Source organism: Herbaspirillum sp. BH-1 (assembly GCF_002870055.1).
Lineage (GTDB): Bacteria > Pseudomonadota > Gammaproteobacteria > Burkholderiales > Burkholderiaceae_D > Herbaspirillum > Herbaspirillum frisingense.
Genome location: NZ_CM009236.1, coordinates 1 through 22,711 on the forward strand (window position 1 = coordinate 1; position 22,711 = coordinate 22,711).

At 64.4% G+C, this 22,711-nt stretch carries 23 protein-coding genes and 2 pseudogenes; 13 read left to right on the top strand and 12 right to left on the bottom strand.

Annotation, left to right across the window (positions count from 1 at the left end):
- The first annotated feature begins 719 nt into the window (after nt 1-719).
- Nucleotides 720-1,610 (top strand): DNA-binding protein, encoded by an 891-nt coding sequence (locus HBH1_RS00005; protein ID WP_102661109.1) that lies wholly within the window; start codon nt 720-722, stop codon nt 1,608-1,610.
- Between the two features lie 173 nt (nt 1,611-1,783).
- Here HBH1_RS00005 and HBH1_RS00010 read toward each other — a convergent pair whose 3' ends face one another.
- From HBH1_RS00010 to HBH1_RS00025, 4 genes are read right to left on the bottom strand one after another with little or no spacing between them, the layout of a single operon-like run.
- Nucleotides 1,784-2,182, bottom strand: coding sequence for a hypothetical protein (locus tag HBH1_RS00010; RefSeq protein WP_102661110.1), 399 nt, complete (start codon nt 2,180-2,182; stop codon nt 1,784-1,786).
- A gap of 10 nt (nt 2,183-2,192) precedes the next feature.
- A complete protein-coding gene (locus HBH1_RS00015; protein ID WP_102661111.1) occupies nt 2,193-4,718 on the bottom strand; it encodes a type IV secretory system conjugative DNA transfer family protein in 2,526 nt (841 codons plus the stop codon).
- A gap of 31 nt (nt 4,719-4,749) precedes the next feature.
- On the bottom strand, nt 4,750-4,971 hold the full coding sequence (locus tag HBH1_RS00020; RefSeq protein WP_032490918.1) for a conjugal transfer protein TraD: 222 nt from the start codon (nt 4,969-4,971) through the stop codon (nt 4,750-4,752).
- 22 nt (nt 4,972-4,993) lie between these two features.
- Nucleotides 4,994-5,245 (bottom strand): TraC family protein, encoded by a 252-nt coding sequence (locus HBH1_RS00025; protein ID WP_088239386.1) that lies wholly within the window; start codon nt 5,243-5,245, stop codon nt 4,994-4,996.
- Nucleotides 5,246-5,438: 193 nt separating this feature from the next.
- Between HBH1_RS00025 and traA the strand changes: the two genes are divergently transcribed.
- From traA to HBH1_RS00050, 5 genes are all read left to right on the top strand, one after another.
- Nucleotides 5,439-8,789 (top strand): Ti-type conjugative transfer relaxase TraA, encoded by a 3,351-nt coding sequence (gene traA / locus HBH1_RS00030; RefSeq protein WP_102661112.1) that lies wholly within the window; start codon nt 5,439-5,441, stop codon nt 8,787-8,789.
- Between the two features lie 85 nt (nt 8,790-8,874).
- Nucleotides 8,875-9,264, top strand: a complete 390-nt coding sequence (locus HBH1_RS00035) for a hypothetical protein (protein WP_015670327.1) — start codon at nt 8,875-8,877, stop codon at nt 9,262-9,264.
- A 72-nt stretch (nt 9,265-9,336) separates the two neighbouring features.
- Entirely contained in the window at nt 9,337-9,555 is a 219-nt protein-coding gene (locus HBH1_RS00040; protein WP_087783920.1) for a hypothetical protein, read from the top strand.
- Entirely contained in the window at nt 9,542-10,519 is a 978-nt protein-coding gene (locus HBH1_RS00045; protein ID WP_102661113.1) for a S1C family serine protease, read from the top strand. Before HBH1_RS00040 ends, HBH1_RS00045 begins: the two co-directional genes overlap by 14 nt.
- A gap of 91 nt (nt 10,520-10,610) precedes the next feature.
- The gene (locus HBH1_RS00050) at nt 10,611-10,949 is read left to right on the top strand and encodes a hypothetical protein (RefSeq protein WP_233207473.1); all 339 of its coding nucleotides are present in this window, start codon (nt 10,611-10,613) and stop codon (nt 10,947-10,949) included.
- Between the two features lie 62 nt (nt 10,950-11,011).
- Here the strand turns inward: HBH1_RS00050 and HBH1_RS00055 are convergent, their stop codons facing one another.
- From HBH1_RS00055 to HBH1_RS00065, 4 genes are read right to left on the bottom strand one after another with little or no spacing between them, the layout of a single operon-like run.
- Nucleotides 11,012-11,218, bottom strand: coding sequence for a hypothetical protein (locus HBH1_RS00055; protein WP_102661114.1), 207 nt, complete (start codon nt 11,216-11,218; stop codon nt 11,012-11,014).
- On the bottom strand, nt 11,215-11,388 hold the full coding sequence (locus tag HBH1_RS25170) for a hypothetical protein (RefSeq protein ID WP_176042934.1): 174 nt from the start codon (nt 11,386-11,388) through the stop codon (nt 11,215-11,217). Before HBH1_RS25170 ends, HBH1_RS00055 begins: the two co-directional genes overlap by 4 nt.
- Nucleotides 11,385-12,248 (bottom strand): NgoMIV family type II restriction endonuclease, encoded by an 864-nt coding sequence (locus HBH1_RS00060; protein ID WP_102661115.1) that lies wholly within the window; start codon nt 12,246-12,248, stop codon nt 11,385-11,387. The genes HBH1_RS25170 and HBH1_RS00060 overlap by 4 nt, the downstream gene beginning before the upstream one ends.
- The gene (locus HBH1_RS00065; RefSeq protein ID WP_102661116.1) at nt 12,248-13,204 is read right to left on the bottom strand and encodes a DNA cytosine methyltransferase; all 957 of its coding nucleotides are present in this window, start codon (nt 13,202-13,204) and stop codon (nt 12,248-12,250) included. Before HBH1_RS00065 ends, HBH1_RS00060 begins: the two co-directional genes overlap by 1 nt.
- 446 nt (nt 13,205-13,650) lie before the next feature.
- On the opposite strand from HBH1_RS00065, the gene HBH1_RS00080 reads away from it, so the two are divergent.
- A complete protein-coding gene (locus HBH1_RS00080) occupies nt 13,651-15,378 on the top strand; it encodes a Mu transposase C-terminal domain-containing protein (protein ID WP_003830779.1) in 1,728 nt (575 codons plus the stop codon).
- Nucleotides 15,379-15,473: 95 nt separating this feature from the next.
- Entirely contained in the window at nt 15,474-16,358 is an 885-nt protein-coding gene (locus HBH1_RS00085; RefSeq protein ID WP_003465017.1) for a LysR family transcriptional regulator, read from the top strand.
- Between the two features lie 183 nt (nt 16,359-16,541).
- Here the strand turns inward: HBH1_RS00085 and HBH1_RS00090 are convergent, their stop codons facing one another.
- The 4 genes and pseudogenes from HBH1_RS00090 to HBH1_RS00105 form a co-directional block, all read right to left on the bottom strand.
- On the bottom strand, nt 16,542-16,856 hold the full coding sequence (locus HBH1_RS00090) for a uracil-DNA glycosylase family protein (RefSeq protein ID WP_233207472.1): 315 nt from the start codon (nt 16,854-16,856) through the stop codon (nt 16,542-16,544).
- A gap of 98 nt (nt 16,857-16,954) precedes the next feature.
- Nucleotides 16,955-17,269 (bottom strand): annotated as a pseudogene (locus HBH1_RS00095) (uracil-DNA glycosylase family protein); the annotation flags it as partial.
- 73 nt (nt 17,270-17,342) lie between these two features.
- Complete coding sequence (locus tag HBH1_RS00100) at nt 17,343-17,645, bottom strand: cytochrome P460 family protein (protein WP_003830782.1); 303 nt, start codon at nt 17,643-17,645, stop codon at nt 17,343-17,345.
- A gap of 140 nt (nt 17,646-17,785) precedes the next feature.
- Nucleotides 17,786-18,319 carry a carboxymuconolactone decarboxylase family protein gene (locus HBH1_RS00105; protein WP_003830783.1) on the bottom strand — a complete coding sequence of 178 codons (534 nt, stop codon included), beginning with the start codon at nt 18,317-18,319 and terminating at the stop codon, nt 17,786-17,788.
- A gap of 117 nt (nt 18,320-18,436) precedes the next feature.
- Here HBH1_RS00105 and HBH1_RS00110 point away from each other — a divergent pair, with 117 nt between their 5' ends.
- The 5 genes and pseudogenes from HBH1_RS00110 to HBH1_RS00135 all read left to right on the top strand — a co-directional run bounded on the left by HBH1_RS00110 (nt 18,437) and on the right by HBH1_RS00135 (nt 22,597).
- Complete coding sequence (locus HBH1_RS00110; RefSeq protein WP_074052973.1) at nt 18,437-19,279, top strand: helix-turn-helix transcriptional regulator; 843 nt, start codon at nt 18,437-18,439, stop codon at nt 19,277-19,279.
- A 442-nt stretch (nt 19,280-19,721) separates the two neighbouring features.
- Nucleotides 19,722-20,303 (top strand): annotated as a pseudogene (locus HBH1_RS00120) (recombinase family protein); the annotation flags it as partial.
- Between the two features lie 350 nt (nt 20,304-20,653).
- Nucleotides 20,654-21,286, top strand: a complete 633-nt coding sequence (gene parA / locus HBH1_RS00125) for a ParA family partition ATPase (protein WP_015961925.1) — start codon at nt 20,654-20,656, stop codon at nt 21,284-21,286.
- A 20-nt stretch (nt 21,287-21,306) separates the two neighbouring features.
- Nucleotides 21,307-21,531 carry a hypothetical protein gene (locus HBH1_RS00130; protein ID WP_034015122.1) on the top strand — a complete coding sequence of 75 codons (225 nt, stop codon included), beginning with the start codon at nt 21,307-21,309 and terminating at the stop codon, nt 21,529-21,531.
- 52 nt (nt 21,532-21,583) lie between these two features.
- On the top strand, nt 21,584-22,597 hold the full coding sequence (locus HBH1_RS00135; protein ID WP_015670321.1) for a replication protein RepA: 1,014 nt from the start codon (nt 21,584-21,586) through the stop codon (nt 22,595-22,597).
- Nucleotides 22,598-22,711 lie beyond the last annotated feature (114 nt).

The following is a 22,711-nucleotide window of genomic DNA, read 5'->3' on the forward strand; positions in this document are numbered from 1 at the left end:
CTTATCCACGTGAAATCGCCCCCCCCCTAAACCTGTAAGGTAATCCTTTAAGATTTTTTCCTATAAATACTTGCCTGTAATTGGCAGGCAAAATCGGTGGAAAACTCGACCGACAGCGCAAACCGAACCACCGCAACGCCCTACGGGCGCGCCTACCCTTCGGTCGCTTCGCTCCCTTCGCCCCGCCGCTTCGCGTCGGCCTATCGCGGCCGCTGGCCGCTCAAAAATGGCTGGCCTGCGGCCAGGCATCTACCAGGCGCGACACGCCGCGCTGGTGCCAACTCCACCGCCTGCGCCCACATCCAGCACCGCGGCCGCTGAAAAGTCGTCAAAAGCGGTTTAGCAGAGAAAAGCAGGCAGGCCGACCGTCTGCGCTCAACTCGAACACCTGCGCGAGCTGAAAGGCCGCAAGGTTGAACGCCAAGAAAGAAGGGTCGCCAGGCCATCGAACTGGCCAGCATCGCCATATCCGACGATGACAACCGCCAAGCAATGCACCCAAGCCGCACAGGGACGCGCAGGAGGCGCGAAAGAGGCCGAGGGTAGGGGATAGGTGCAGCCGACCCCCGAAAACGCCGCCACGGGCCACACAGGGCCGAATTTCGTCCGCCACGCGCTCCCTGCCGGGCTAGCCCCAAGAACCGGGCGAAAACAACCCTTTGCATAATAATAAGAAGAATAGTATTATTATTCTTATCTTATCCGCCGGAGCCAAGGCCATGACGCAGCAAGCCCCCCAAATCCCCGCCGACGTGCGCGAACGCATCATTGCCGCCGCCACTGATCTTTTCGAGCAATCGGGCCGCGAGACGATGCCCACGGTCGATGCCGTGCGCCGTGCCGCCCGCGTGGACATGAACGCCGCCAGTGCCGTGATGAAGGAATGGCGCAGGGCGCAGACGGCCCAGGCCGCGCCGGTGGCCGTAGCCGTGCCGGAATCCGTGCAGCAGGCCAGCAGCGCCGCCGTGGCGACGATCTGGCAGCAGGCCCAGGAGCTGGCGAACGAATCCCTACGCAGCGCACAGGCCGCATGGGAAACCGAGCGGGCAGAGCAAGACGCCATGCGGCAAGAACTGGCCGAGGCTTTCGAGCGTCAGGCCGGCGAGCTGGAAGCCCTGCAATCCCGCCTGGCGTCCATCGAGGCCGCCGAAGCGGCCGCACGCGGCGAAGCTACCGAGCTGCGCGGCCAACTGGCCGCCGCCCAAGAACAGGCGCACACGGCCGAGGCCCGCGCCCAAGAGATCGAGCGCAGGGCCGGCGAGCTGCGCACGGAGCTGGACAGGGCGCACCAGACCAGCCAGGCCGCCGCCGCCCAGCTCGACCAGGTGCGCGGCGAACTGGCGAAGGTGCAGGCCAAGGCCGAAGCCGAACAGGAAGCGCACCAGGAACAACGCAAGGCCGCAGCAACCGAAGCGCACCGCATGGCCGAACGCCTCACCGCTGCCCAGGCCGAACGCGACCAGGCCACGAAAGCCGCCGGCCAGGCCCGCGAGGAAGCCGCACGCATGGCAGGGCAAATCGACACGCTCAAAGAGCAATCCGCCGCGCTGCTGGCCCGTATCACGCCAGCCGAAGCCAAGCCGACCAGGAAGAAGCCCGGCGGCGAGTGAATGCCTGCCCCTCAAGTGTCAATAACCCGCCCTCGCTGGCCGGTTTGCACAAGCGCAGACAAAGAAAAGGCCGGAAGCATGGGCGCTTTCCGGCCTGATATTGACACTTGAGGGGCGGCCCATTTTAGCCGCTAAAATCATTTACTCATAAAAGGCAAAACTCAAAAACTCTTTTATTCTTTTCCCTGCCGCTGGCGAAATGCCGCCAGGTCGATCACGTCCGCCGTGCGCTTTGTGGCGGCCTGCATCGGCGTAGGCGGCTTGACCCCGGCCGGTGCCGGGGCGCTTGCCTTCGACGGCCGGAACTGTCGCCACAGTTCCGCGAAGAACGACCAGGCGAAGATGAAGGGCAGCAGCGGCAGCACCAGGACGAAGCCGACCAGGCGGGCCAGGGCGAGGCCGACCGGCCGCAGGAAGGCCAGCGGCCGGCGCAGCAGATCGAGCAGCGCACCGCCGACCAGCCACACAGGCGCGAACAGGACGAACACCGCCGCAAACAGGGCAGGGAACAGCCGCCGCAGGAACCACGCCAGGGCGATGACACCGAGAACCGCCGCGATGATGAACGCCATACGTCATCCCTCAACTATGGTAGGGGTTCGCATCGAACCGCCCGGCATATTCGGCATCGGCCAGGTAGTTCAGTCGGTCGAGCAGGTAGGGCCGTTCGCCGCGCACCAGGACAATCGGATGCTCCGGCCCCAGGCGCATAACCTCATCCGGCGTCAGCAGCTCGCGGCCGGTGAATTGCTGGCTGGTGCCAGTGCTCTTGCCCCGGTTCATCGAGCCGCCGCCGCCCGATAGGCCGCTACCGCTGTTCTTGCCGGTGTTTTCCGTCTCAAACTCAATCGTGGCTTTGCCCAGGCTGTCGCTGATGTATTTGGCCGTGTCGTAATCGTCAGTGCCAAAGAAGCTTTTGGCGCTGTTCGCCAGGAAGGTCTGCCACTTGGGATAGGTGCCTTTGAGCTGCGACAGGTCTTGAATGAACACCCAGAAGGCCAGGCCGTAGCCGCGCAGCAGTGAAACGGCGTCCTCGATCTGCTTCATGTAGCCGAGCTGGCCGAACTCATCGAGCAGGAACGCGACCCGGTGCGCCGGCTGCACGTTACTGGACGTGATCGCGGCAATGATCGACCCGACAAACAAGCGCAGGAAACGCGCATTTGGGCCGATGCGGTTGGCGGGCATGACCAGGAACACCGTCATCAATTCGGACTTGATCGCGGACAGGTCGAAGTCGGAGCGCGATAGCGCCGCTGCAATGCGCGGATCGTCCAAGAAGGCGGTATGCGTGCGGGCCGTTGAAATCACGTCTCCCCGCGCCTTGTCGGCCATGCCCATGATGGTATTCGCGGCCCTGGCCGGGATGCCGAAGGCGGCCGTTTCGTCGGCGGCCATCATGCCCAGGAGGTCGAAAAACTCGCCTTCACCCGTGGTCAGCAAGCGGCGCAGCTCGCCCAGGTTCCGCCGTTCCGGCTCATCCAGGCTAACAACGTGAAGCATCAGTCCTTGAAGTAGGTTTTTAGCCGACTCATCGAAGAACTTGGATTCGGCTTTCTCGCTGCCGATCACCAGGCAATCGGCCAGCGTGGCGGATTCGCTCACACAATCCGGGTTCCACACGTCCAGGCGATCCAGGACGTTGAAAGCGGCCGCGCCGTCGCCATTGACCGCGAACGGATCGACCACATGCACGGCCTGGCCGAGCGCCCGGCGGGCGCGAGCCGTCACGGCCGCGTTTTCGCCCTTCACGTCGAGAACCAGGGCCGATCCGGGATAGTCCAGGAGGTTCGGAATCACCGCGCCAATGCCCTTGCCGGAGCCGGTCGGGGCCACGGTCACGACATGGCCGGTAAAGCGGAAACGCTGATCGAGGCCGGCGGGCGCATCCGACACCCGGCCAAGGGCGAAGCCGCCCGGCTTACCAGGCGCGACCAGGTGGCCGCCCTGGCGGATTTCATCGACCGTTCCCCAACGGGCCGAGCCGTGCGAACCCAGCGGATGCGTGCTGCTGTTATCGACCGCCGCGACCGCCGCACCGGCGGCCGCAACTGGCCCGGACGGTTGCACCTGGCCGCGCAGGTTTTCAATCGTTGCGCCGAGGATGCGCAGCCGCTTTCCTGTCGGAGACTCCGCGCCGACCAGGCCCGCGAGCCAGCCGAACACCCGGCCCGCGTTCAGATACGTTGCCACTGTTCCGGCGACCGTCGCGGCGAGGATGAACCAGCCCGGAATGAATGGCGCGAACACGAACAGAAGCAACATGCCGACCGATGGAACGAGGAAGGCCAGACCAACGGCCGTGCCGACCGTCACAGGGTTCTGCCGTCGCTTGTGCGCCAGCCACGCGCCGACAAAGCAGACCGTGACCAGGTAGAACAACCAGCCACCGAAAGCCGCCTTGATGCGCTCGCCGAAACCGCCGAAATAGCCGCTCACGGTCGAGCCGCCGAGCTGTTCCATGCGTTCCGCGCCGCGCTGCTGAACTTGGGCGCGATACTCCGCAAGAATCGTTTCCGCTTGTGCCGTCCCGATGCCCTTGCCGAACTCAACGCCTCGGGTCACGGATTGCTGCACGACATTGACGCCAGCCGTTGCCGCCGCCGCTGGCCGTTCGCCGTCCAGGCCCGCCAGAATCCGGGCGCTGAAATCGTCCAGGCTGCCCGCCGAGGCAAGGCCCGCATTCTGCAAGAACAGGCCCAAATCGTTGCGATACAGACTAAGGATGTTTGCCGCGCCTGGCGCGTTCCGGTTCGCCACCGCAGCGGCTTCCAGTTCCTTCAACACCGGCAGCAATTCGGCCCACTTGTCCCGGTAGGCTTGCCAATTCCCGGCGTTCGTCGCCATCGCCAAATCCTGCTGCCCAATGTCCAGGGCTTGCAGGCTGTTTTCCCACTTCTGGAATGCCGCCTCTTGCGCATCACAAACGCGCTTCACCCAGGCATCCGAATCTTCCGCGCCGTAGAACTTCGCGGCCTCTGCCGCCGGGTTGCATTCAGGGAAAACGCGGGCGTGCGCCGTGTTCGCCAACGACAGCACGAACGCCCCAAAAAATACCGCTACGACCGCGGCCCACAATCTCGCCAAAAAATCTCTAACGTCCATCATGCTTCACCTCTATGTCAGGTTGAATTGACGGCTAGGAACGGTTGCCGCCGTCCTCTCCATCATCGGAAAAAGCCTCATCGCCTGCCGCCTCAAAGCGTGCTTTTGTAGCGTCAGCGTTTGGCCCATTTAGCGCACCGGCCGCGAGGGTCAAAGCGCCCAAAATCACAGACGCCGGATAGCCCGCCATGCCGGACTTGATGACCAAGCCGCCGAGCTGGATTTTCCGGCGGGTATCTTCTCTCCTGGCGTTCATCCGAAGGCGTCCCAAATCGCGCTCAATCTGCGCTATTCGTTGCCGCCATCGGGGCAGCTTGCTTGCCTTCGCTTTTGCGAAATTTCGAGGCGACAGCCTCAAACTCCTTCCGCAATGAAGCGTCGTCTATGTCGAGATCGCCGAGGCCAGCGGCAAGGGCAATCTTACCAATGCGTTCAGCGGCCTTGCTTTCCAATTCGGCCAGTTCTGCCTTGATGCGGTTCAGTTCGGCCAGCTTGTCGGCCTTGCGTTCGGATAACGTCTTTCGTGCCATCGTCATAGCTCCTTTCGAGATTGTGGGTTATGCGCACACGATCTTACCACCGGCGACGCTGGCGGGGAAGGCGCGGCGCTGGTATAGTCATGGAGCGAAAGCGAAATGCGCACTTACGGGTTGCTACGCAACCCTCATGCGGCCGGGGATACCCCGGCACCCCTTTTTAGCGGCTAAAACGCCAAGGGAAAAAATGGCGATCTACCACTTGAACACGCACACGATAGGACGGGCGGCCGGGCATAGCGCCGTGGCCGCTGCCGCCTATCGTTCCGCGTCGGCGCTGGTAGATGAGCGCACCGGCGAAGTGTTCGATTTCACCCGCAAAGGCGGCGTGTTGTCGTCCGAGATAGTCACGCCCGCAGGCGTGCCGGTTCCCGAGCGTGCCGCCTTGTGGAATGCCGCCGAGACCGCCGAGAAGCGAAAAGATGCGCGAGTGGCCCGAGAGTGGCGGGCGGCCCTGCCGCATGAGCTGAACGAAGCCGACCGTAAAGAGCTGGCAACGCAGATGGGGCAGGCCATCGCAGACCGCTACGGCGTGGCCGTGGATGTGTGCATTCACGCACCAGACAAGGAGGGCGACGACCGGAATTTTCACGTTCATATGCTGGCGACCACGCGCACCATTCAGGCCGATGGAACGCTAGGCGCGAAGGCCGTCATTGAGCTGGCGAACAAAGACAGGCAGAAAGCGGGCATTCCTGGCACAAGCCAGGGCGACATCATCGAGATTCGCCAGCAGTGGGCCGAGCTAACAAACGAGGCGCTAGAGCGGGCCGGAATCAGCGCCCGTGTAGATCATCGCAGCTATGCAGATCAGGGCGTAGAACTCACACCAACCAAGCACATCGGCAGCGATGCCGTGGCGATGGACAGGCGCGGCCTGGAGGCCGACCGCATCGACATTCACAACGCCGACCGGCAGGAGCAGGCGCGGCAGATTGTCGAGCGGCCGGAGATCATCCTAGACAAGCTCACGGCCACGCAAGCGGTATTCACGCGCCGCGATATTGCCGCAGAGCTGAACCGCTACATTGACGATGCCGACCAGTTCCAGGGCTTGCTTGCCAGGCTGGAAAATTCGCCGCTTCTGGTCGAGATGGAACCGGCCAACGGGCGCGACCCGGCGAAGTTCTCTACCCGCGAAATGATCGACACCGAGCGCGGCATGGTGGACAGTGCCGAGCGCCTGGCGAGAACCGGCAGGCATGGCGTTTCCGGCCCCATCACGAACGCGGCGATTGACGGCGCAGGCACCCTATCGGCAGAGCAGCAAAACGCCGTCCGGCACGTTCTCAAGCCGGGCAGCCTGGCCGTGGTCATCGGCGACGCCGGCACAGGCAAATCGTTCTCGATGAAGGTTGCACGCGAGGCATGGCAAGCGCAGGGATTCAACGTGCGCGGCGCGGCCCTGGCGGGCAAGGCGGCCGACGAATTGCAGGCGGGTAGCGGCATCGACAGCCGCACGCTGGCATCCCTTGAATTTGCCTGGAAGAACGGAAAAGACAAACTCACTTCCCGCGATGTTCTGGTGATCGACGAAGCGGGCATGATCGGCAGCCGCCAGCTTGGCCGCGTGCTGAAAGCCGCCGAGCAGGCCGGGGCAAAAGTCGTCTTGCTTGGCGACGATAAGCAGCTTGCCGCCATTGAGGCGGGCGCGGCTTTTCGGGGCGTTGTGCAGCATGTTGGCGCGGCAGAAATCACCGAGGTTAGACGCCAGAAAGAGGCATGGGCGCGGGAGGCGGGCCAGCAGTTTGCCCGTGGTTCCGTGGCCGATGGTCTGGCGGCCTACGCCGAGCGCGGGCACGTCCAGATTCACGACAGCCGGGACGCTGCACGCGACGGCCTGGCGGCCGCCTATGTCGGCGACCAGGGCAAGGGTAGCCAGATCATCCTTGCCCACAGCAATAAGGACGTTCAGGCGCTCAATGAAGCCGTGCGCGAGGCCCGAAAGGAACGCGGCGAGCTGCGCGGCACGGCCCGCTTTATGGCCGAGCGTGGAGGCCGGGAATTTGCCCCAGGCGACCGCATCGTGTTCCTGAAGAACGACCGCGATCTAGGCGTGAAGAACGGCACCCTTGGCACCGTCGAGCGTGCCGAAGATGGAAGCCTGGCCGTGCGTCTTGACAGCGGCGAAGCGCGGCAGGTGCAGGCGTCCCAATATGCTGCTGTCGATCACGGTTACGCCGTCACGATTCACAAGGCCCAGGGCGTCACCGTCGATAGGGCTTACCTGCTGGCGACCCCCGGCATGGATAGGAGCCTTGCCTATGTCGGCATGACCCGGCACCGCGAGGCGGCGACCCTGTTTGCAGGAGCCGACGACTTCACCGACCGCCGCGCCGGCCGCCTGATCGATCATGGCGCAGCGCCCTACGAGAACAAGCCGGAGAACCAGGCCAGCTACTTTGCCACCTTGGAGAATGACAAGGGCGAGCGGCACACCATTTGGGGCGTCGATCTTGAACGCGCCATTGCATCCAGCGGCGCGAAGCGCGGCGACCGTATCGGCTTGGAGCATGGCGGCTCTGAAACCGTGCGCCTGCCGGACGGCACGACCGCCGAGCGCAACACCTGGCACGTTCGCGGCGCGGCCGAGCTGGCCGCCGGGAAGCTGGCCCAGGTGTTGGGCCGTGAGCGCCCGAAAGAAAGCACGCTGGACTTTGCCGACCGGCGCGGCTTCGACGGTGAAAGCGTGGTGCGCCGCTGGCTGGAACGTGGCCGCGCCAAGGTGTCGGCATTGGCCGGGAAGATGCGCGATGCCCTGCGCCGCAACCTGGAACGCCACGGCCGCCCAGACCTCATGCCCGCGACCGACATTGCAGGCAAGCCGACCATGCAGCGGCCGGAGCAGATCGAGCGCACGCCAGAGGACGAGAAGAAGCGCCGGGCGGCCGAATTCGCGGCGAAGTTCCGGCAGCAGGTCAGCCAGGAACGCGGCGAGGTGGCAGCGCCGCAGCAGCGGCCCCAGGCGGAGCGCCCGGCACCCGACCCGCTGGCCGGATTCCGCGCCGGCATCGAGCGGGCCGAAGCCGGAGGCGGTGGCCTGGCGCTGGACGTGGCACGCGCACAGCTTGCCGTCGCCCAGGAGTTCCAGGCTGCCGGAAAAGACCCCCGGCATCATTCGGCGGCGATCATGCAGGAAGGCCAGCAGCGGGCCTTTGCGGGCCTGGCGCAGCAGGGGCAGGCCAAGGCCGAGCCGGAGCGCCCGGCGGCCGTCCAGGTCAGCGAGCAAGACCAGAAGCGGGCCGAGATGTACGCCAAGCGAGAAGCCGACCAGTTCAAGGCGCTGGCCGTGAAGCGGCAAGCGGGCTTTGCTGGATACAGCGACCGCAACCCGAGCGCCTGGCGCGAGCTGCCGGGCGAGCTGCGCGAGCGCATCGAGCGGTTCAACGCCATGCCGAAAGAGCGTCAGGCCGTCGAGCTGGACAAGATGCAGCGCGAGCTTGCCGACAGGTATGCACGCAATCCGCAGGAAATCACGCGCAGCCGACAGCAGCAGCGTGAACAGGAGCGCGGCCGCGATGGCGGGCGCGGGTATTGAGTTGAAACGCTTTTACTCATTTGCGTTTAGTGTTATGATGCAATGAGTAAATGAGAATTTGAGGTTTGCGCCAGGAGGAAAGACGATGAGCACCGAACCGACGAACGAAGAACTTGCCAAGAGCTATGCAACGAAGATCGAGCAGGCCCAGGAGCGCCGCGAGGCGAAAGACCAGGAGCGGCTAGAGCGGCACGGCCAGGCGGCCGCGCTGGCGTCGCAGAACATCGAGGCCGAGCAGCCGCAGGCCAAGCAGGCCCAGGGCTTCGAGCTGGACGCGCAGAACCAAGACAGCGCAGAGCAGCGCATCGACCGCAACGAGATCAACGGCCAGCAGGCAAAGACGCTGGCAAAGGAATTGAACCGCGACAACGAGAGCGGCGACCAGGTGAAGCAAGCCAGGGCGCGGGAAATCGCCGAGCGGTTCAAGGAGAAGGCGGCACGCGACCGGGAGCAATCCCGCAGCTTTAGCCGCTAAAAAGCGGCGCAAGGGACGGCGGCAACCGCCCCGAGCGCCTGACCACAACCCACCTGACATAGAGGTGAAATCATGGCTACTTCCAATGTTACCGGCCGAACAGAACCCGGCATATCGAAATATTGCATTACCTTCGGCGTATCGCTGGCCGCGCTCATCCTGGCCGGCGGCGTGCTGGTGTTTTCCTACTGGCAGCACGTCGAGCTGCTGCACGAAGGCGACCGCGTAGGCACGCGCCTGGAACGCTTGGGGCTGATCGACCAGGAGGGCGCACAGCATGAGCCGCGCTAAAGCCTGGCGGCGTGCCGCCCTTGCAACCTACATCACCGCCGGCGCTGCATTGACCCTGGCGGGCTACACCGTGGCGACCACGGCCGCGAACGCCAATACTTTGCGCGACACGCGGGAGCGCATCGAGGACTTCCAGCGCGAGCAAACCGCCATCGCTGAGAATGCGATAAGCGCGGCCAGCGTGCGGCGCGGCACCCTGCCCCCCGACACCCGGCCGCCTGTCGCGCCGGACTGGCCCAAGTTGGCCGAACGCGCCATGCCGTCCGTGGTAGCCCTGGCGGGCATCGACAAGCCCTATGGCACCGGCCAGAACAATCACGCCTGGCGCATCCCTGGCGTTCAACAGAACGCGGCCACGGCCGCCCTCACCCACGTTCGCGCCTGGCATCGGGATTGGCCGAAAGAGGACGCCAAGCGGCGGCAGCGCATTATCTGCGGCGGCGTGGCCGTCGAAGGAAACAAGGTGCTGACCGTCGCCCATTGCGTCGAGGGCCAGGAGGCTTTGCGCGTGCGCACCGCCGGCGGCGAGTGGCGCGAGGCCCGCGTGATCGGCGCGGACATTTCCCGCGACGTGGCGCTGATCGAGATCGAGGGGGACCCCCTGCCACCGATTCCGGTTGCCGGAGTCATGCCCCGCCAGGGGCAGGACGTGATGGCGATCGGTTCGCCTGGCGGCTACGGCTTCGCCGTGGGCGTGGGCATCGTCGCGTGGTATGGCCGCGATGCCGCGATGCTTTCCCCCGATGACTTCATGCTGGTGACGGCTTCAATCATCGGCGGCAACTCGGGTGGCGTTGTCGTGAACACCAGGGGCGAAGCCGTTTCACTGGTGAGCTACGGCTATGGCATCTACACGCAGACCGTGCCGATAGACCGGGCGCAGACCGTCGCGGCCGAGATCGAGCGCCGCGCCGAGCTGATCGGCCGATGCAAAGCGCAGGCAGACGGCGCAGCCTGCGGATAGTGCAGTAACTCGAAGGCCGGGCGCTTGCGCCCAGGTCGATACCGGACGCCGCCGGCGTTCCGATGAACCCCCAACCTTTGGAGCAACAGCTATGAAACTTCGCAATTCCTTCCCGCTGGCGGCCGTGGCCGCCCTTCTGATGGCTTCGGCCGCGCACGCTGGCCAGGATGCCGACGCGGCCCGCTTTTCGATCATGGCCCCCGTCCAGGCGGCTTATGACGCCTACCAGGTCACGGCGAGCCGGGCGCAGAACACAATGGACAGCATCGAGGCCGAGCTACGCGAACCCGGCTTGTCGGCCGAGCGGCGCGAGCTGCTGGCGGTATCGCTTGCCACCCTTCGCGCCCGCGAGGCGGCCGCATTGGAGAGGCTGCACGCTGAATCGGCCTTGGCGCAGTTGAAGATGGCAGACTGGAACGCGAGCCGGTAACGGCGACCAGGAACAAGAAGGGCGGCCACTGGCCGCCCTTTTCACGTCTGGATCTTGCATCGTCACTTCTGGCGATGAGATCCACCGTCGCGGCCGTCATCGTCGGAACTGGCGATGTTGGCCAGCCCCTCGCCTTCCAGGGTTTCGCAGGCCGGCCACTCGCGGCCAACGGCGGGCGCATCGACCCATTCCCGTTCTTCGGGCGGTAGCGGCTGCGAATAGTCGGATTCGGCCAGCAGCTCATCGAGCGTGTAGCGCGGGCGGCTCATCGGCGGGCCTCATCGAGCCAGGCCAGCGTTTCGGCGTCACGGGCAGCCACGCGGGCCACCAGCTCGCGCACCAGGGCGGCCATGCTCATGCCGTGCGCTGCCGCGACGGCGGCAGCTTCGGCTTTCACGTTCGCAGGAACGGCGGCGCTGATGGTGGCGTCCTGGTTCATACAGCCAAATCCAGCGGCAAATCGGAAATGTCTTTCAGGCGCTTGCCATCGACCATCACGGCCAGCATGTCGGCCGCGTCGGTCATGCCCAAGGCTTCTACCGTGGCTTGCAGCTCATACAGGGCGAAGTGATACACGCAATCAATGTCCCCGGTTCCCAGGGCGATAGAGGCAAGGCGGCTTGGTGTCGGTTCGGCCGTGACGACCACAACATGAGGCAGACGGCCCTTGCGGTTGCGCACCAGGTTCAACGCTTCGGAACGGGCGTTCTGCGCCCGGTCGCTGCGAATCGTCCATTTGCATGAAATGCTGGCGTGCAGCAGCGGCAGGCCGCCGTTTTTCTTCCGCAGGCTGGCAAGCGTGGTCACACTGTCATCGACCAGGAGCGCCGGGGCGTTGATGGCGCTGTCGTCCTCGGTGTCGCGCACCACCACAATATCCGGCGTGATGGTGTAGTCGCTGCCCAGGGCGGCCGCCAGTTCGGCATCGGCCTTGGCGGCCCGGTCGAGCGCGACCAGGTGCGCGTATTGCTCATAACGGGCAATTTCCAGGCGGTTGCGGCCGGAGACTTGATGCACGTCCCAAATGCCGGGCCGGAGGTGGCCGAGCTTGAGGAAGGTTTCCCGCACGAAGCCCGCGCAGATGCCTTCAAACTGGTTGCCCGAAGTCTGGCCCGCGATGCGTTCGCCGATGGTTTCAGCTTTGAGCAGATCGGCAATGCCCTTGGCAATCGCCTTGCTTGTGGTGTTGCTGCTATCGGCGTTGCTCACCACGCCCGCAGCATTGGTGGTCAGCGTTGCTTCCAACAGCTTTGCATGGAACGCCTTGCGGGCTTCCGAGAACTCGGCGGGAACACTCATCACGCCACCTTGTAGATGCGTTTGACGGACAGCGCCGCGAAGATTTGCCGGGCCACCGCAGCGGCCACCGGCGGCGGAAAAGCGTTGCCAATCTGGCGATAGGCGGCCGTCTTGCGGCCGGAAAATTGCCAGTCATCTGGGAAGCCTTGAATGCGTGCCGTCATGCGCGTTGTCAGGCGCGGCATACCCACGAAATCACGCGGTGGGGCATCGTCCCATAGGCCCATGCCATCGACGCCCAGGGCGGCCCATGCGCGTTTTGCACGGGTTGGGCCGAGGTCAGGCCCGCCGTGTTTCTTGGAACCGCCTACCAGCGTTGGAGCAATGACGTTCGCCTGTTCGCGCCAACGGTTGGCACCGCGCCAGCCGTTCGTGGCCATGAGATCGTGCAGCAGTTCGCCCACTGTCAGCGGTTCGCTTTGCAGCGGTTCCGGCCAGGAGAAGCCGCCGGCCAGGTCTTTGCGGATACCGACGAACACCACACGCGGGCGTAGTTGCGACACGCCATAGTCGGAGGCGTTGAACAGCCGCCAGCCAGGCACATAGCCCAACTTTTTGAGCTGCTTTTCAACCTTGTTCCGGTAATCGTCAAAGACGGCATCGAGCAGGCCACGCACGTTTTCCAGCATCACAGCTTGCGGGCGGCACTCATCGACCAGGCGGATAGCTTCGGGGAACAAGTCGCGCTCATCCTTCGCGCCGAGCTGCTTTCCTGCCTTGGAGAACGGCGGGCATGGCACGCCACCGGCTAGCAGGTCGATGCCTTGATAGGGGCGGCCATCGAAGCGGCGCAAATCGTCCTCAATGACGTTCCAGGCGGGACGGTTCAGGCGCAGCGTTGCACACGCCGCCGGTTCCAGTTCGACTAGGGCAGCATGATCGAAGCCAGCCATTTCTAGGCCGAGCGCCTGGCCCCCTGCCCCTGCGCACATTTCCAAAGAATTGAATTGGCTCATATCGCTTTTCTCTTGGTTGATTGACGTGGCTTCCTGGCTGCTGGTGTCGTGAACATATCCGGCTGCAAGCCGCCTTGGTGTCGGTCGGCGAATGCCTGCATGAACTCGCGCAGCACTTCCGATGCCTTCCGGTTTTCAGCCAAGCAAGCCCCTTGGAACGCCTCGCGGAGTTCCTTTTCAACACGGATACGGAGGCCAACGTCTTTGCTCGACATAAGGCGACAGTATCGCATGGATACACAATTGTGTATCCAAAAAATCGCACCCGTCGCATAAGTCCTAAGTTGTGCGACAGCTTGCCGCTGTCGTTTTCAGAAGACGACCGCACCATCTGACTGGATGTAACGCCTGGTGTGCATACGGCTCCTGACAGCCCAATATCAGGAGTCGTCTGCACCAATCTCGACTATGCTCAATACTCGTGTGCACCAAAGCGAGGTTTGGGCATGACATCAGACACTCCACCGATTGCCGCGCAAGGCGTGGCCACCCTGCCCGACGAGGCATGGGCGCAAGCCCGGCACCGGACGGAAATCATCGGGCCACTGGCAGCGCTTGAGGTGGTCGGGCATGAAGCCGCCGATGAGGCAGCCCAAGCGCTGGGCCTGTCCCGGCGACAGGTATATGTCCTGATCCGTCGCGCCCGGCAGGGTACTGGCCTGGTAACAGACCTGACGCCCGGCCGATCCGGCGGCGGCAAAGGCAAGGGGCGCTTGCCGGAACCGGTCGAGCGCATCATCCGCGAGCTGCTGCAAAAGCGCTTCCTGACCAAGCAGAAACGCAGCCTGGCGGCGTTCCACCGCGAAGTCGCGCAGGCGTGCAAAACCCAGAAGCTGCCGGTGCCGGCGCGCAACACCGTGGCCCAGCGGATTGCCGGACTACACCCGGCGAAAATAGCCCGCAGCCGGGGCGGGCAGGACGCTGCCCGTCCCTTGCAAGGCGCGGGTGGCATTCCGCCAGAAGTCACCATGCCGCTGGAACAGGTGCAGATCGACCACACCGTCATCGACCTGATCGTGGTCGACGAGCGCGACCGGCAACCGATTGGCCGCCCATATTTGACCCTCGCCATCGACGTGTTCACGCGCTGCGTACTCGGCATGGTGGTCACGCTGGAAGCGCCGTCCGCCGTCTCGGTCGGCCTATGCCTCGCGCATGCCGCCTGCGACAAGCGGCCCTGGCTGGAAGGGCTGAATGTGGAAATGGACTGGCCGATGAGCGGCAAGCCCAGGCTGCTCTATCTGGACAACGCGGCCGAGTTCAAAAGCGAAGCGCTGCGCCGTGGCTGCGAACAGCATGGCATCCGGCTGGACTATCGCCCACCAGGCCAGCCGCACTACGGCGGCATCGTGGAACGGATCATCGGCACGGCGATGCAGATGATCCACGACGAATTACCGGGGACGACCTTCTCCAATCCCGGCCAGCGCGGCGAGTACGATTCCGAGAAGATGGCCACCCTGACGCTGCGCGAGCTGGAGCGCTGGCTCGCGTTGGCGGTAGGCACCTATCACGGCTCCGTGCACAACGGCCTGCTCCAGCCGCCGGCCGCGCGCTGGGCCGAGGCCGTGGAGCGCGTTGGCGTCCCGGCCGTCGTTACCCGCCCCACCGCGTTTTTGGTCGATTTCCTGCCGGTGATCCGCCGCACCCTGACCCGCACCGGCTTTGTCATCGACCACATCCACTACTACGCCGACGCCCTCAAGCCGTGGATTGCCCGGCGCGAGCGCTTGCCCGCCTTCCTGATCCGGCGCGATCCGCGCGACATCAGCCGCATCTGGGTACTGGAACCGGAAGGTCAGCACTATCTGGAGATCCACTACCGCACCTTGTCCCATCCGGCCGTCACCCTCTGGGAACAACGCCAGGCGCTGGCCAAATTGCGTCAGCTCGGGCGCGAGCAGGTGGACGAGTCGGCGCTGTTCCGCATGATCGGGCAGATGCGCGAGATCGTGACCACCGCCCAGAAGGCCACGCGCAAGGCGCGGCGCGACGCTGATCGCCGCCAGCACCTCAAGACGTCGGAGCCACCGGCCAAGCCCATACCGCCGGATGTGGACATGGCTGACCCGCAGGCAGACAACCTGCCGCCGGCCAAACCGTTCGATCAGATCGAGGAGTGGTCGCCGTCGATGAATATAAGAGGACTTGCCATGGAATGCTCTCGGACATAGGAAATCAGGAGTTCCAATCTTCAGTGAGGGGCTAAGATAGGAAAAGTTGAATTTCTAAACGATGAAATTCAGCTTTTCTGAACAAGGAGTGACTCATGCGCGAAATCAGCCTGGACCGTCTGCGCACGTTGGTGGCCATTGCCGACCTGGGTTCGTTTGCCGAGGCGGCCCGTGTGCTGCACCTCGCGCCACCCACGGTCAGTTTGCATATTGCCGACCTGGAGTCGCGGGTTGGCGGAAAGCTGTTGTCGCGCACACGTGGGCGCATTCAGCCTTCGGCGATTGGAGAAACGCTGGTGGAGCGCGCGCGGCGCCTGTTGGCGGATGCGGAGCAGGCGCTTGAGGACGTGGAGCGTCAGGTGCAGGGCTTGGCCGGGCGTGTGCGGCTGGGTGCCTCCACAGGGGCCATCGCACAGTTGATGCCGCAAGCTTTGGAGACGTTGGGCCAACGCCATCCCGCTATCGATGTGCAGGTCGCGGTGCTCACGTCGCAGGAAACTTTGAAGAAGCTTGCCGAGGGCTCTTTGGAGATCGGTCTGGTCGCGCTGCCACAGACCCCGGTGAAGGAATTGCGGATCGAGCCATGGCGGCGGGACCCGGTCATGGCCTTCTTGCCGGCTCGCTGGGAATGCCCGGATGTTGTGACCCCCGGTTGGCTGGCCGCCCAGCCATTAATTCTGAATGACAAAACTACTCGGCTTTCGCGCTTGACCTCGGAGTGGTTCGCCAGTGATGGACGGCAGCCCACGCCGCGTATTCAACTGAACTACAACGATGCGATCAAAAGCCTAGTGGCGGCCGGTTATGGTGCGACGTTGTTGCCGCATGAAGCCTCCACGCCATTGCCCGATACCAGGATCGTCATGCGGCCATTACAGCCCTTATTGTGGCGTCAACTTGGTATTGCCCACCGTGGTGGGGACGTCGAGCGGCCTACGCAACATGTGCTGGATGTGTTGTGGGGGTTGAGTGCGGGCTAGGGCGATGTTGTCAGAGAAAGGACCGCTTTCGACCCGGTCATACGGTGATTGAGGTCCCAGGCGTCAGCTACCGCACCTGAAGCCGTCGTTCATCGCTCCAAAGCCGGTGCCTGTCTCCGTTCGCCCAGGCCAGGGTGTCGTAGTACTTGTGCAGCAGCTCGGTAATGGCGGCGGTGTCGTCGGTCATGGGGTTTCCTTGGGGTTGGCGGTGAGGACTGCCTGGACGCGTGCTTGCAGCGCGGGCAGCACGTCTTGTTGGAACCAGGGGTTGCGCACCAGCCAGCGATTGTTGCGCGGGCTAGGGTGAGGCAGGGGGAACGCTTGCGGCCAGTGCTCGCGCCAGGCTTCGACCACCCGGGTGAGCGGCGTCTTGCCAGTACCGAGGTGGTAGTCCATGGCGTAGCTGCCCAGCACGATGACCAGCGACAGGCGCTCGAAACGCTGCATGAAGGCTTCGCGCCAGGCGGGGGGCGCACTCCGGGCGTAGCGGCAGGTCACCGCTTTTGCCGGTGCCCGGATAACAGAAGCCCATGGGCAGAATGGCGATGCGGGTAGGGTCGTAGAAGGTGTCGCGGTCCACGCCCAGCCAGGCGGGGGGCGCACTCCGGGCGTAGCGGCAGGTCACCGCTTTTGCCGGTGCCCGGATAACAGAAGCCCATGGGCAGAATGGCGATGCGGGTAGGGTCGTAGAAGGTGTCGCGGTCCACGCCCAGCCAGGCGCGCAGACGCGCGCCGCTGGCGTCGTCGAAGGGCACGCCTGAGGCATGGACCCGGGCCCCCGGTGCTTGGCCGGCGATGAGGATGGGCGCACTCGGGTGAAACTGGAAGACCGGCTGCACGCCGTGTGGCAGATGCGGTGCGCAGCGCGTGCAGGCGCGGACGTCGGTCAGAAAGGCGTCGAGTGTCGGCATGGCGCGCTTCCGGAAAGGGTGGCTCGCGCAGGACGGAGGTGCCATCCTGCGCGAAGCGTAACCCGGCAGCAAGTCAGTGCTGGGTCAGTGTCGGATAGCCCTGGATGAATACGCGGTCGGTCTTGGCCGCCGGCACATGGCAGCCCATGCAGTCGGCTTCGTAGCTGACGGCGACATTCTTGGCGGGGGCGTCGGCCTTGAACAGCGCCCAGCCCCAGCCGTCGCCCCACAAGGGGTTGCTGGCGAAACGGCCTTTGGCGTCCTTGACCATCACGAACCACACGGCCGCATCGGAACCCCAGACCACAGGGTTGCCAGTGGTCATGGCGCTGGTTTCGAGCTTGCGGATCTCTTTCACCAGCGTGGCGCCGTCCAAGAACTTGCCGGTCTTGCGGTAGTGCTCGGCCGAGGCCTTTAGTCGCCGGCCGTGACGGCCAGTGGCAGGACGAGGGCGCTGGCGAGCAGAGCGCCGGTGAGTGCGATTTTCATCGTGTTCTCCTTATATGCCTATGGAGATCAGACGGCGACCACGGGGAAATCCACCGTGGGGTCGGCGATGTGGTTGGTGTAGTTGGTGAGCGTGTTCAGCGCGACGTTGGCGATCACTTCCAGTATCAGGCCGTCGTCGAGCCCCGCGCGGCGGTAGTTGGCCATGGCGTCGGCCGACACCACGCCGCGTTGCTCGACCAGCGCGCGGGCAAAGCCGGCGATTGCATCGTCAAGTGCGTTGGCCGCCTGGCCGGTGCGGGCCGCGGCGATGGCCTCTGCCGACAGTCCGGCACCTTTGCCGATCAGGGTGTGTGCGCTCAGGCAATACTGGCAGCGATTGGCTTGAGCGGCAGCGAGCGCAACGATCTCGCGCTGGGAGGCATTCAGGCGGCCGGTGCCCAGCGTTTCGGACAAGCCGAGGTAGCCATTGAGCGCCGCCGGCGCGTGGGCCAGCGTGGCGAACAGGTTCGGCACCATGCCAAGCTTGGCTTTGACGGCCTTGAGTGTGGCAGCGGTAGCGGCGTCAGCGGTGTCGATGGTCAGGGGGGCGATTTGGGTCATGTCTATCTCCGTAGTGGGTGAGGTGCAAGAGCACGTGGGCATGATCGCCCTTTGTTTGGTACGATATGGCACGTAAAGTATCAAATACGTAACCTATCGTCTTATATGGAGAGTGGAATGGCGGATCGACTGGCCGGCTTGTTCCGGCACTACTCGCTTTCGGCGCGCGTTTTTCACAGCGGCGCCTTCTGTGAGCAGCATCATTACGCGGCGCCGCATGGCTATATCCATCTGGTGCGGCGCGGCCCGATTACGGCGCGTTCGCCCGTGCATGAAGATCTGCTGGTTACCGAGCCGAGCCTGCTGTTTTATCCGCGCGTGGCGTCGCATCGTTTTGTCGCCGCCCCCGGCGATACCGCTGAGCTGTTGTGTGCGGAGGTCGACCTGGGCGCTTCGACGGGCAATCCGTTGGCCATGGCCTTGCCGTCGATGCTGCTGATTCCGTTGGCGGACTTGCCCGGCCTCGGGCCGACGCTAGAGTTGCTGTTTGCCGAAGCCGAGCGCGACCAGTGCGGTCGGCAGGCCGCCATCGACCGCTTGTGCGAGTTGCTACTGATCCAGTTGCTGCGTTATCTGATGGATGGGCGGCTTGGCGCCACCGGACTGCTGGCGGGCCTGGCCGACCCGAAACTCGCGCGCGCCATAACCGCCATGCACGATGCGCCGCAGACCGCGTGGTCGCTCGAGGCGCTGGCGGCGAAGGCGGGCATGTCACGCGCGCGCTTCGCCGCCGCGTTCAAGGACGCGGTGGGCGTCACGCCGGGCGACTATCTGGCCGACTGGCGGATGAACGTCAGTTGCACCCTGCTCAAGCAGGGGCGGCCGGTGGCGGTGGTGGCCGACCGCGTCGGCTACGGCAGCCCGAACGCTCTGGCGCGCGCCTTCCGCGTGCGCATGGGCTGCGCCCCGCGCGACTGGCTGGCGCAGCAGCGCGGTGACGCGGCGCTCAGCGGTTCGTGAGTTTGAGTTCGATTCGCCGGTTCTTGGCGTAGGCGGCGCCGGTGTTGCGCTCGTCGAGCGGGTGAAATTCGCATCACGCCGGAACAACTGGCGGAACTCCAGGTGGCGATCCGTCAACGGCTGGTCAGTCTGTTCGTGCGGCGCGGCCGGCTGGACAAGGCTGAGTCAGTGGCGCAGGTAGCTGGATGACGCTGTCCCGCCCTGAGCCGACGCTCACAGGCGGGGATTTCCAGTGTCGTCATTGTCGGCTATTGGCCGGCAGCAGCCCGTCGTTGCCTGATGGATCCAACCCCTCCGCTGCTATAGTGCAGTCGGCTTCTGACGTTCAGTGCAGCCGTCTTCTGAAAACGACAGCCGCCCTGCCCTTTCCCTGGCGTTTTTTGTCGCGTGTTTTAGTTGCATGAAATAGAATACTTGCGACTAGAACCGGAGACATTACGCCATGAAAGACAAGAGCGCCGCCGCTGGCCTGCTGCTGGGATATGCCCGCGTCAGCACCGACGACCAGGACTTGACCAACCAACGCGCCGAGCTGCACGCCGCAGGCTGCACGCGCATCTTTGCCGAGAAGATCACTGGCACCAGGCGCGACAGGCCCGAGCTGGCCCGCGTGCTCGATCACTTGCGCCCTGGCGACGTTGTGGCCGTGACCAGGCTTGACCGCCTGGCCCGCAGCACCCGCGACCTGCTGGACATTGCCGAGCGTATCCAGGCGAGCGGCGCGGGTTTGCGCAGCCTGGCCGAGCCGTGGGCCGACACCACCACCCCGGCCGGCCGCATGGTTCTGACCGTGTTTGCCGGTATCGCCGAGTTCGAGCGTTCCCTAATCATCGACCGCACCAGGAACGGCCGGGAAGCGGCCAAGGCCCGAGGCGTGAAGTTCGGCCCGCGCCCTACCCTCACACCGGCGCAGATCGAGCACGCCCGCGAGCTGATCGACCGTGACGGCCGGACGGTGAAGGAAGCGGCCGAGCTGCTGGCCGTGCATCGTTCGACCCTTTACCGGGCGCTGGCGCGTGGCGAGGAAGTGACAAAGACCGAGGCCCGCCGACGTGGTGCGTTCGCCGAGGACGCATTGAGCGAAGCCGACGCCTTGGCGGCCGTCGATGATGAACGCCAGGAAGAAGGCCCGGCGTTCCTCGATGGCGACGGCCCGGCCGCCGACCTGCCGCCGCCGCCGTATCGAACGCAGAGCCTGCCGCAAATCCTGGCGGCCCTCCCCGATGACGAGCTGGCGAGCTGGCCCGGCGAGCTGGCCGACCAGGAGCGGGAACGGCGTATTGCGGCCAAATGATGATAAGCGTCTTTACTCATTCGCTCATTGTGTTATGATGAAATGAGTAAGCCATCATCCACGCTACACCGGGAGAACACATGAAAGTCATTGCCGTGCTGAACCAGAAGGGCGGGAGTGGAAAAACCACCATCGCCACCCACCTTGCCCGCGCCTTGCAACTGGACGGCGCCGACGTGCTGCTAGTCGATTCCGACCCCCAGGGCAGCGCCCGCGATTGGTCAGCCGTGCGGGAAGATCAGCCGCTAACTGTTGTCGGCATCGACCGGCCGACCATTGACCGGGACGTGAAGAACGTAGCCCGCAAGGTGGATTTTGTCGTGATCGACGGCGCACCCCAAGCGGCCGACCTGGCCGTGTCGGCCATCAAGGCGGCCGACTTCGTGCTGATTCCGGTGCAGCCATCGCCTTACGACATTTGGGCCACGGCCGACCTAGTGGAGCTGGTCAAGCAGCGCATCGAGGTCACGGACGGAAAACTACAGGCCGCCTTTGTCGTATCGCGGGCCATCAAGGGCACCCGCATTGGCGGCGAAGTTGCCGAGGCGTTGGCCGGCTACGAGCTGCCCATTCTGGATGCCCGCATCACGCAGCGCGTGAGCTATCCCGGCACGGCGGCCGCCGGCACGACCGTTCTTGAATCCGAGCCGGACGGCGATGCAGCGGCCGAGGTTCGCGCCCTGGCCGCCGAAATCAAGCAAAAACTCATTTGATACTTTGAGGAAATAAAGAAATGAGCAAAGCAGCAACCACACTCAGCGCCGGCCGCCCGAGCGCACGCACGGACAAATCCAAGGCCGCCACGCTTGCCAGCCTGGCCGACGACGCAGCCAGCATGAAGCGCGTCAATTTCGAGCTGTCGGCCGACCAGCACACCAAGCTGAAAATCTACGCAACCCGGCAGGGCAAGACCATCAAGGAACTATTGACCGAGTATGTCGCCAGCCTGCCGGATTGACGCTCAAAAACATATTTACTCATTTGAATTTTAGCGGCTAAAGGGCGAAGCCATGACAAAGAAGCAGCGAGAAGGGCAGGGTGCGCAGCAGATCGGCGAGATCATGGGCGACCTACTGGCCCAGGCGCAGATCAAAGCGGCGCTGCCACCCCCAAAGCGCCAAACCAAGAAGATCACGCCGGCCGGCCTCATCCTGACCGAGCGCGATCAAAAGCTGATCGAGGCCAGCGCGGAGATTGCCACTACCCCCCCGAGTGGCGAGGACATGGCGTTCACTCATGCCGTGCTGTGCCAGGTTGGTTTACCCCGCGCCAAGGTGGAAGGCCGCGAGTTCATGCGGCAGTCCGGCGCGGCTTGGGTCAATGTCCAGGCCGGCTACCTGGACGAAGGGCATGGCCCGGTTCTGCAACCTATCCCCTATGGCGTCATGCCCCGGCTTGGCCTGGCGTGGGTTTCCACCTTCGCCGTGCGCAACAAAGAGCGCGAAATCCCCATCGGTGACAGCGCCGCCGAGTTCCTGCGGCTCATGGGGATGGAGAGCGACGGCCGCCGCTATACGACCTTGCGGAAGCAGATGCACGCCTTGGCCGCCGCTCGCCTGCAACTCGGATTCAAAGGGCGCACCTACAACGGCCAGCCAGTGCAGCAGTTCGATGCTTGGGTGGCGAACAAGGACACGCAGCAGCGCGCCCTATGGCCTGGCGTCATGCTGCTGTCAGAGGACTATTACGGCTCCCTGATCGAAAGCGCCGTGCCGCTGGACAACCGCGCTTTGCACGCCCTGAAAGGTTCCGCACTGGCGTTGGACGTGTACGCCTGGCTGGCCCATCGGCTGCACCGCATCGAGGGCAGAGGGGTAACGCTGCACTGGAAGTCGCTGCGCGAGCAGTTCGCCCAGGAATACAAGGGCAAAGACCCGGACAAGGATTTCAAGAAGGAGTTTTTGCCGGTGCTGCGCAAGGTGCTGGCCGTCTATCCGCAGGCCAAGGTGAAGCCTGTCACCGGCGGCGTGCTGCTGATCGGCTCGCCACCGCCCATTCCCTACAAGGGCGGCCCCACGGTTTAGCTAAACTTCGTGAAATCGCCCCCCCCTTGCAGCACCGCACCGGCCGCCCCAGATCGAGGCGGCCGCGTCGTTTCTGGCGTGACCTGACCAGCACCTACCCCCGAGCGGTCGAAC

Bases quoted from the DNA above. Each gene is read 5' to 3' on its own strand.
- HBH1_RS00005 (WP_102661109.1), top strand. From the start codon at position 720: ATGACGCAGCAAGCCCCCCAAATCCCCGCCGACGTGCGCGAACGCATC.
- HBH1_RS00010 (WP_102661110.1), bottom strand. From the start codon at position 2,182: ATGGCGTTCATCATCGCGGCGGTTCTCGGTGTCATCGCCCTGGCGTGG.
- HBH1_RS00015 (WP_102661111.1), bottom strand. From the start codon at position 4,718: ATGATGGACGTTAGAGATTTTTTGGCGAGATTGTGGGCCGCGGTCGTA.
- HBH1_RS00020 (WP_032490918.1), bottom strand. From the start codon at position 4,971: ATGAACGCCAGGAGAGAAGATACCCGCCGGAAAATCCAGCTCGGCGGC.
- HBH1_RS00025 (WP_088239386.1), bottom strand. From the start codon at position 5,245: ATGGCACGAAAGACGTTATCCGAACGCAAGGCCGACAAGCTGGCCGAA.
- traA (WP_102661112.1), top strand. From the start codon at position 5,439: ATGGCGATCTACCACTTGAACACGCACACGATAGGACGGGCGGCCGGG.
- HBH1_RS00035 (WP_015670327.1), top strand. From the start codon at position 8,875: ATGAGCACCGAACCGACGAACGAAGAACTTGCCAAGAGCTATGCAACG.
- HBH1_RS00040 (WP_087783920.1), top strand. From the start codon at position 9,337: ATGGCTACTTCCAATGTTACCGGCCGAACAGAACCCGGCATATCGAAA.
- HBH1_RS00045 (WP_102661113.1), top strand. From the start codon at position 9,542: ATGAGCCGCGCTAAAGCCTGGCGGCGTGCCGCCCTTGCAACCTACATC.
- HBH1_RS00050 (WP_233207473.1), top strand. From the start codon at position 10,611: ATGAAACTTCGCAATTCCTTCCCGCTGGCGGCCGTGGCCGCCCTTCTG.
- HBH1_RS00055 (WP_102661114.1), bottom strand. From the start codon at position 11,218: ATGAGCCGCCCGCGCTACACGCTCGATGAGCTGCTGGCCGAATCCGAC.
- HBH1_RS25170 (WP_176042934.1), bottom strand. From the start codon at position 11,388: ATGAACCAGGACGCCACCATCAGCGCCGCCGTTCCTGCGAACGTGAAA.
- HBH1_RS00060 (WP_102661115.1), bottom strand. From the start codon at position 12,248: ATGAGTGTTCCCGCCGAGTTCTCGGAAGCCCGCAAGGCGTTCCATGCA.
- HBH1_RS00065 (WP_102661116.1), bottom strand. From the start codon at position 13,204: ATGAGCCAATTCAATTCTTTGGAAATGTGCGCAGGGGCAGGGGGCCAG.
- HBH1_RS00080 (WP_003830779.1), top strand. From the start codon at position 13,651: ATGACATCAGACACTCCACCGATTGCCGCGCAAGGCGTGGCCACCCTG.
- HBH1_RS00085 (WP_003465017.1), top strand. From the start codon at position 15,474: ATGCGCGAAATCAGCCTGGACCGTCTGCGCACGTTGGTGGCCATTGCC.
- HBH1_RS00105 (WP_003830783.1), bottom strand. From the start codon at position 18,319: ATGACCCAAATCGCCCCCCTGACCATCGACACCGCTGACGCCGCTACC.
- HBH1_RS00110 (WP_074052973.1), top strand. From the start codon at position 18,437: ATGGCGGATCGACTGGCCGGCTTGTTCCGGCACTACTCGCTTTCGGCG.
- parA (WP_015961925.1), top strand. From the start codon at position 20,654: ATGAAAGTCATTGCCGTGCTGAACCAGAAGGGCGGGAGTGGAAAAACC.
- HBH1_RS00130 (WP_034015122.1), top strand. From the start codon at position 21,307: ATGAGCAAAGCAGCAACCACACTCAGCGCCGGCCGCCCGAGCGCACGC.
- HBH1_RS00135 (WP_015670321.1), top strand. From the start codon at position 21,584: ATGACAAAGAAGCAGCGAGAAGGGCAGGGTGCGCAGCAGATCGGCGAG.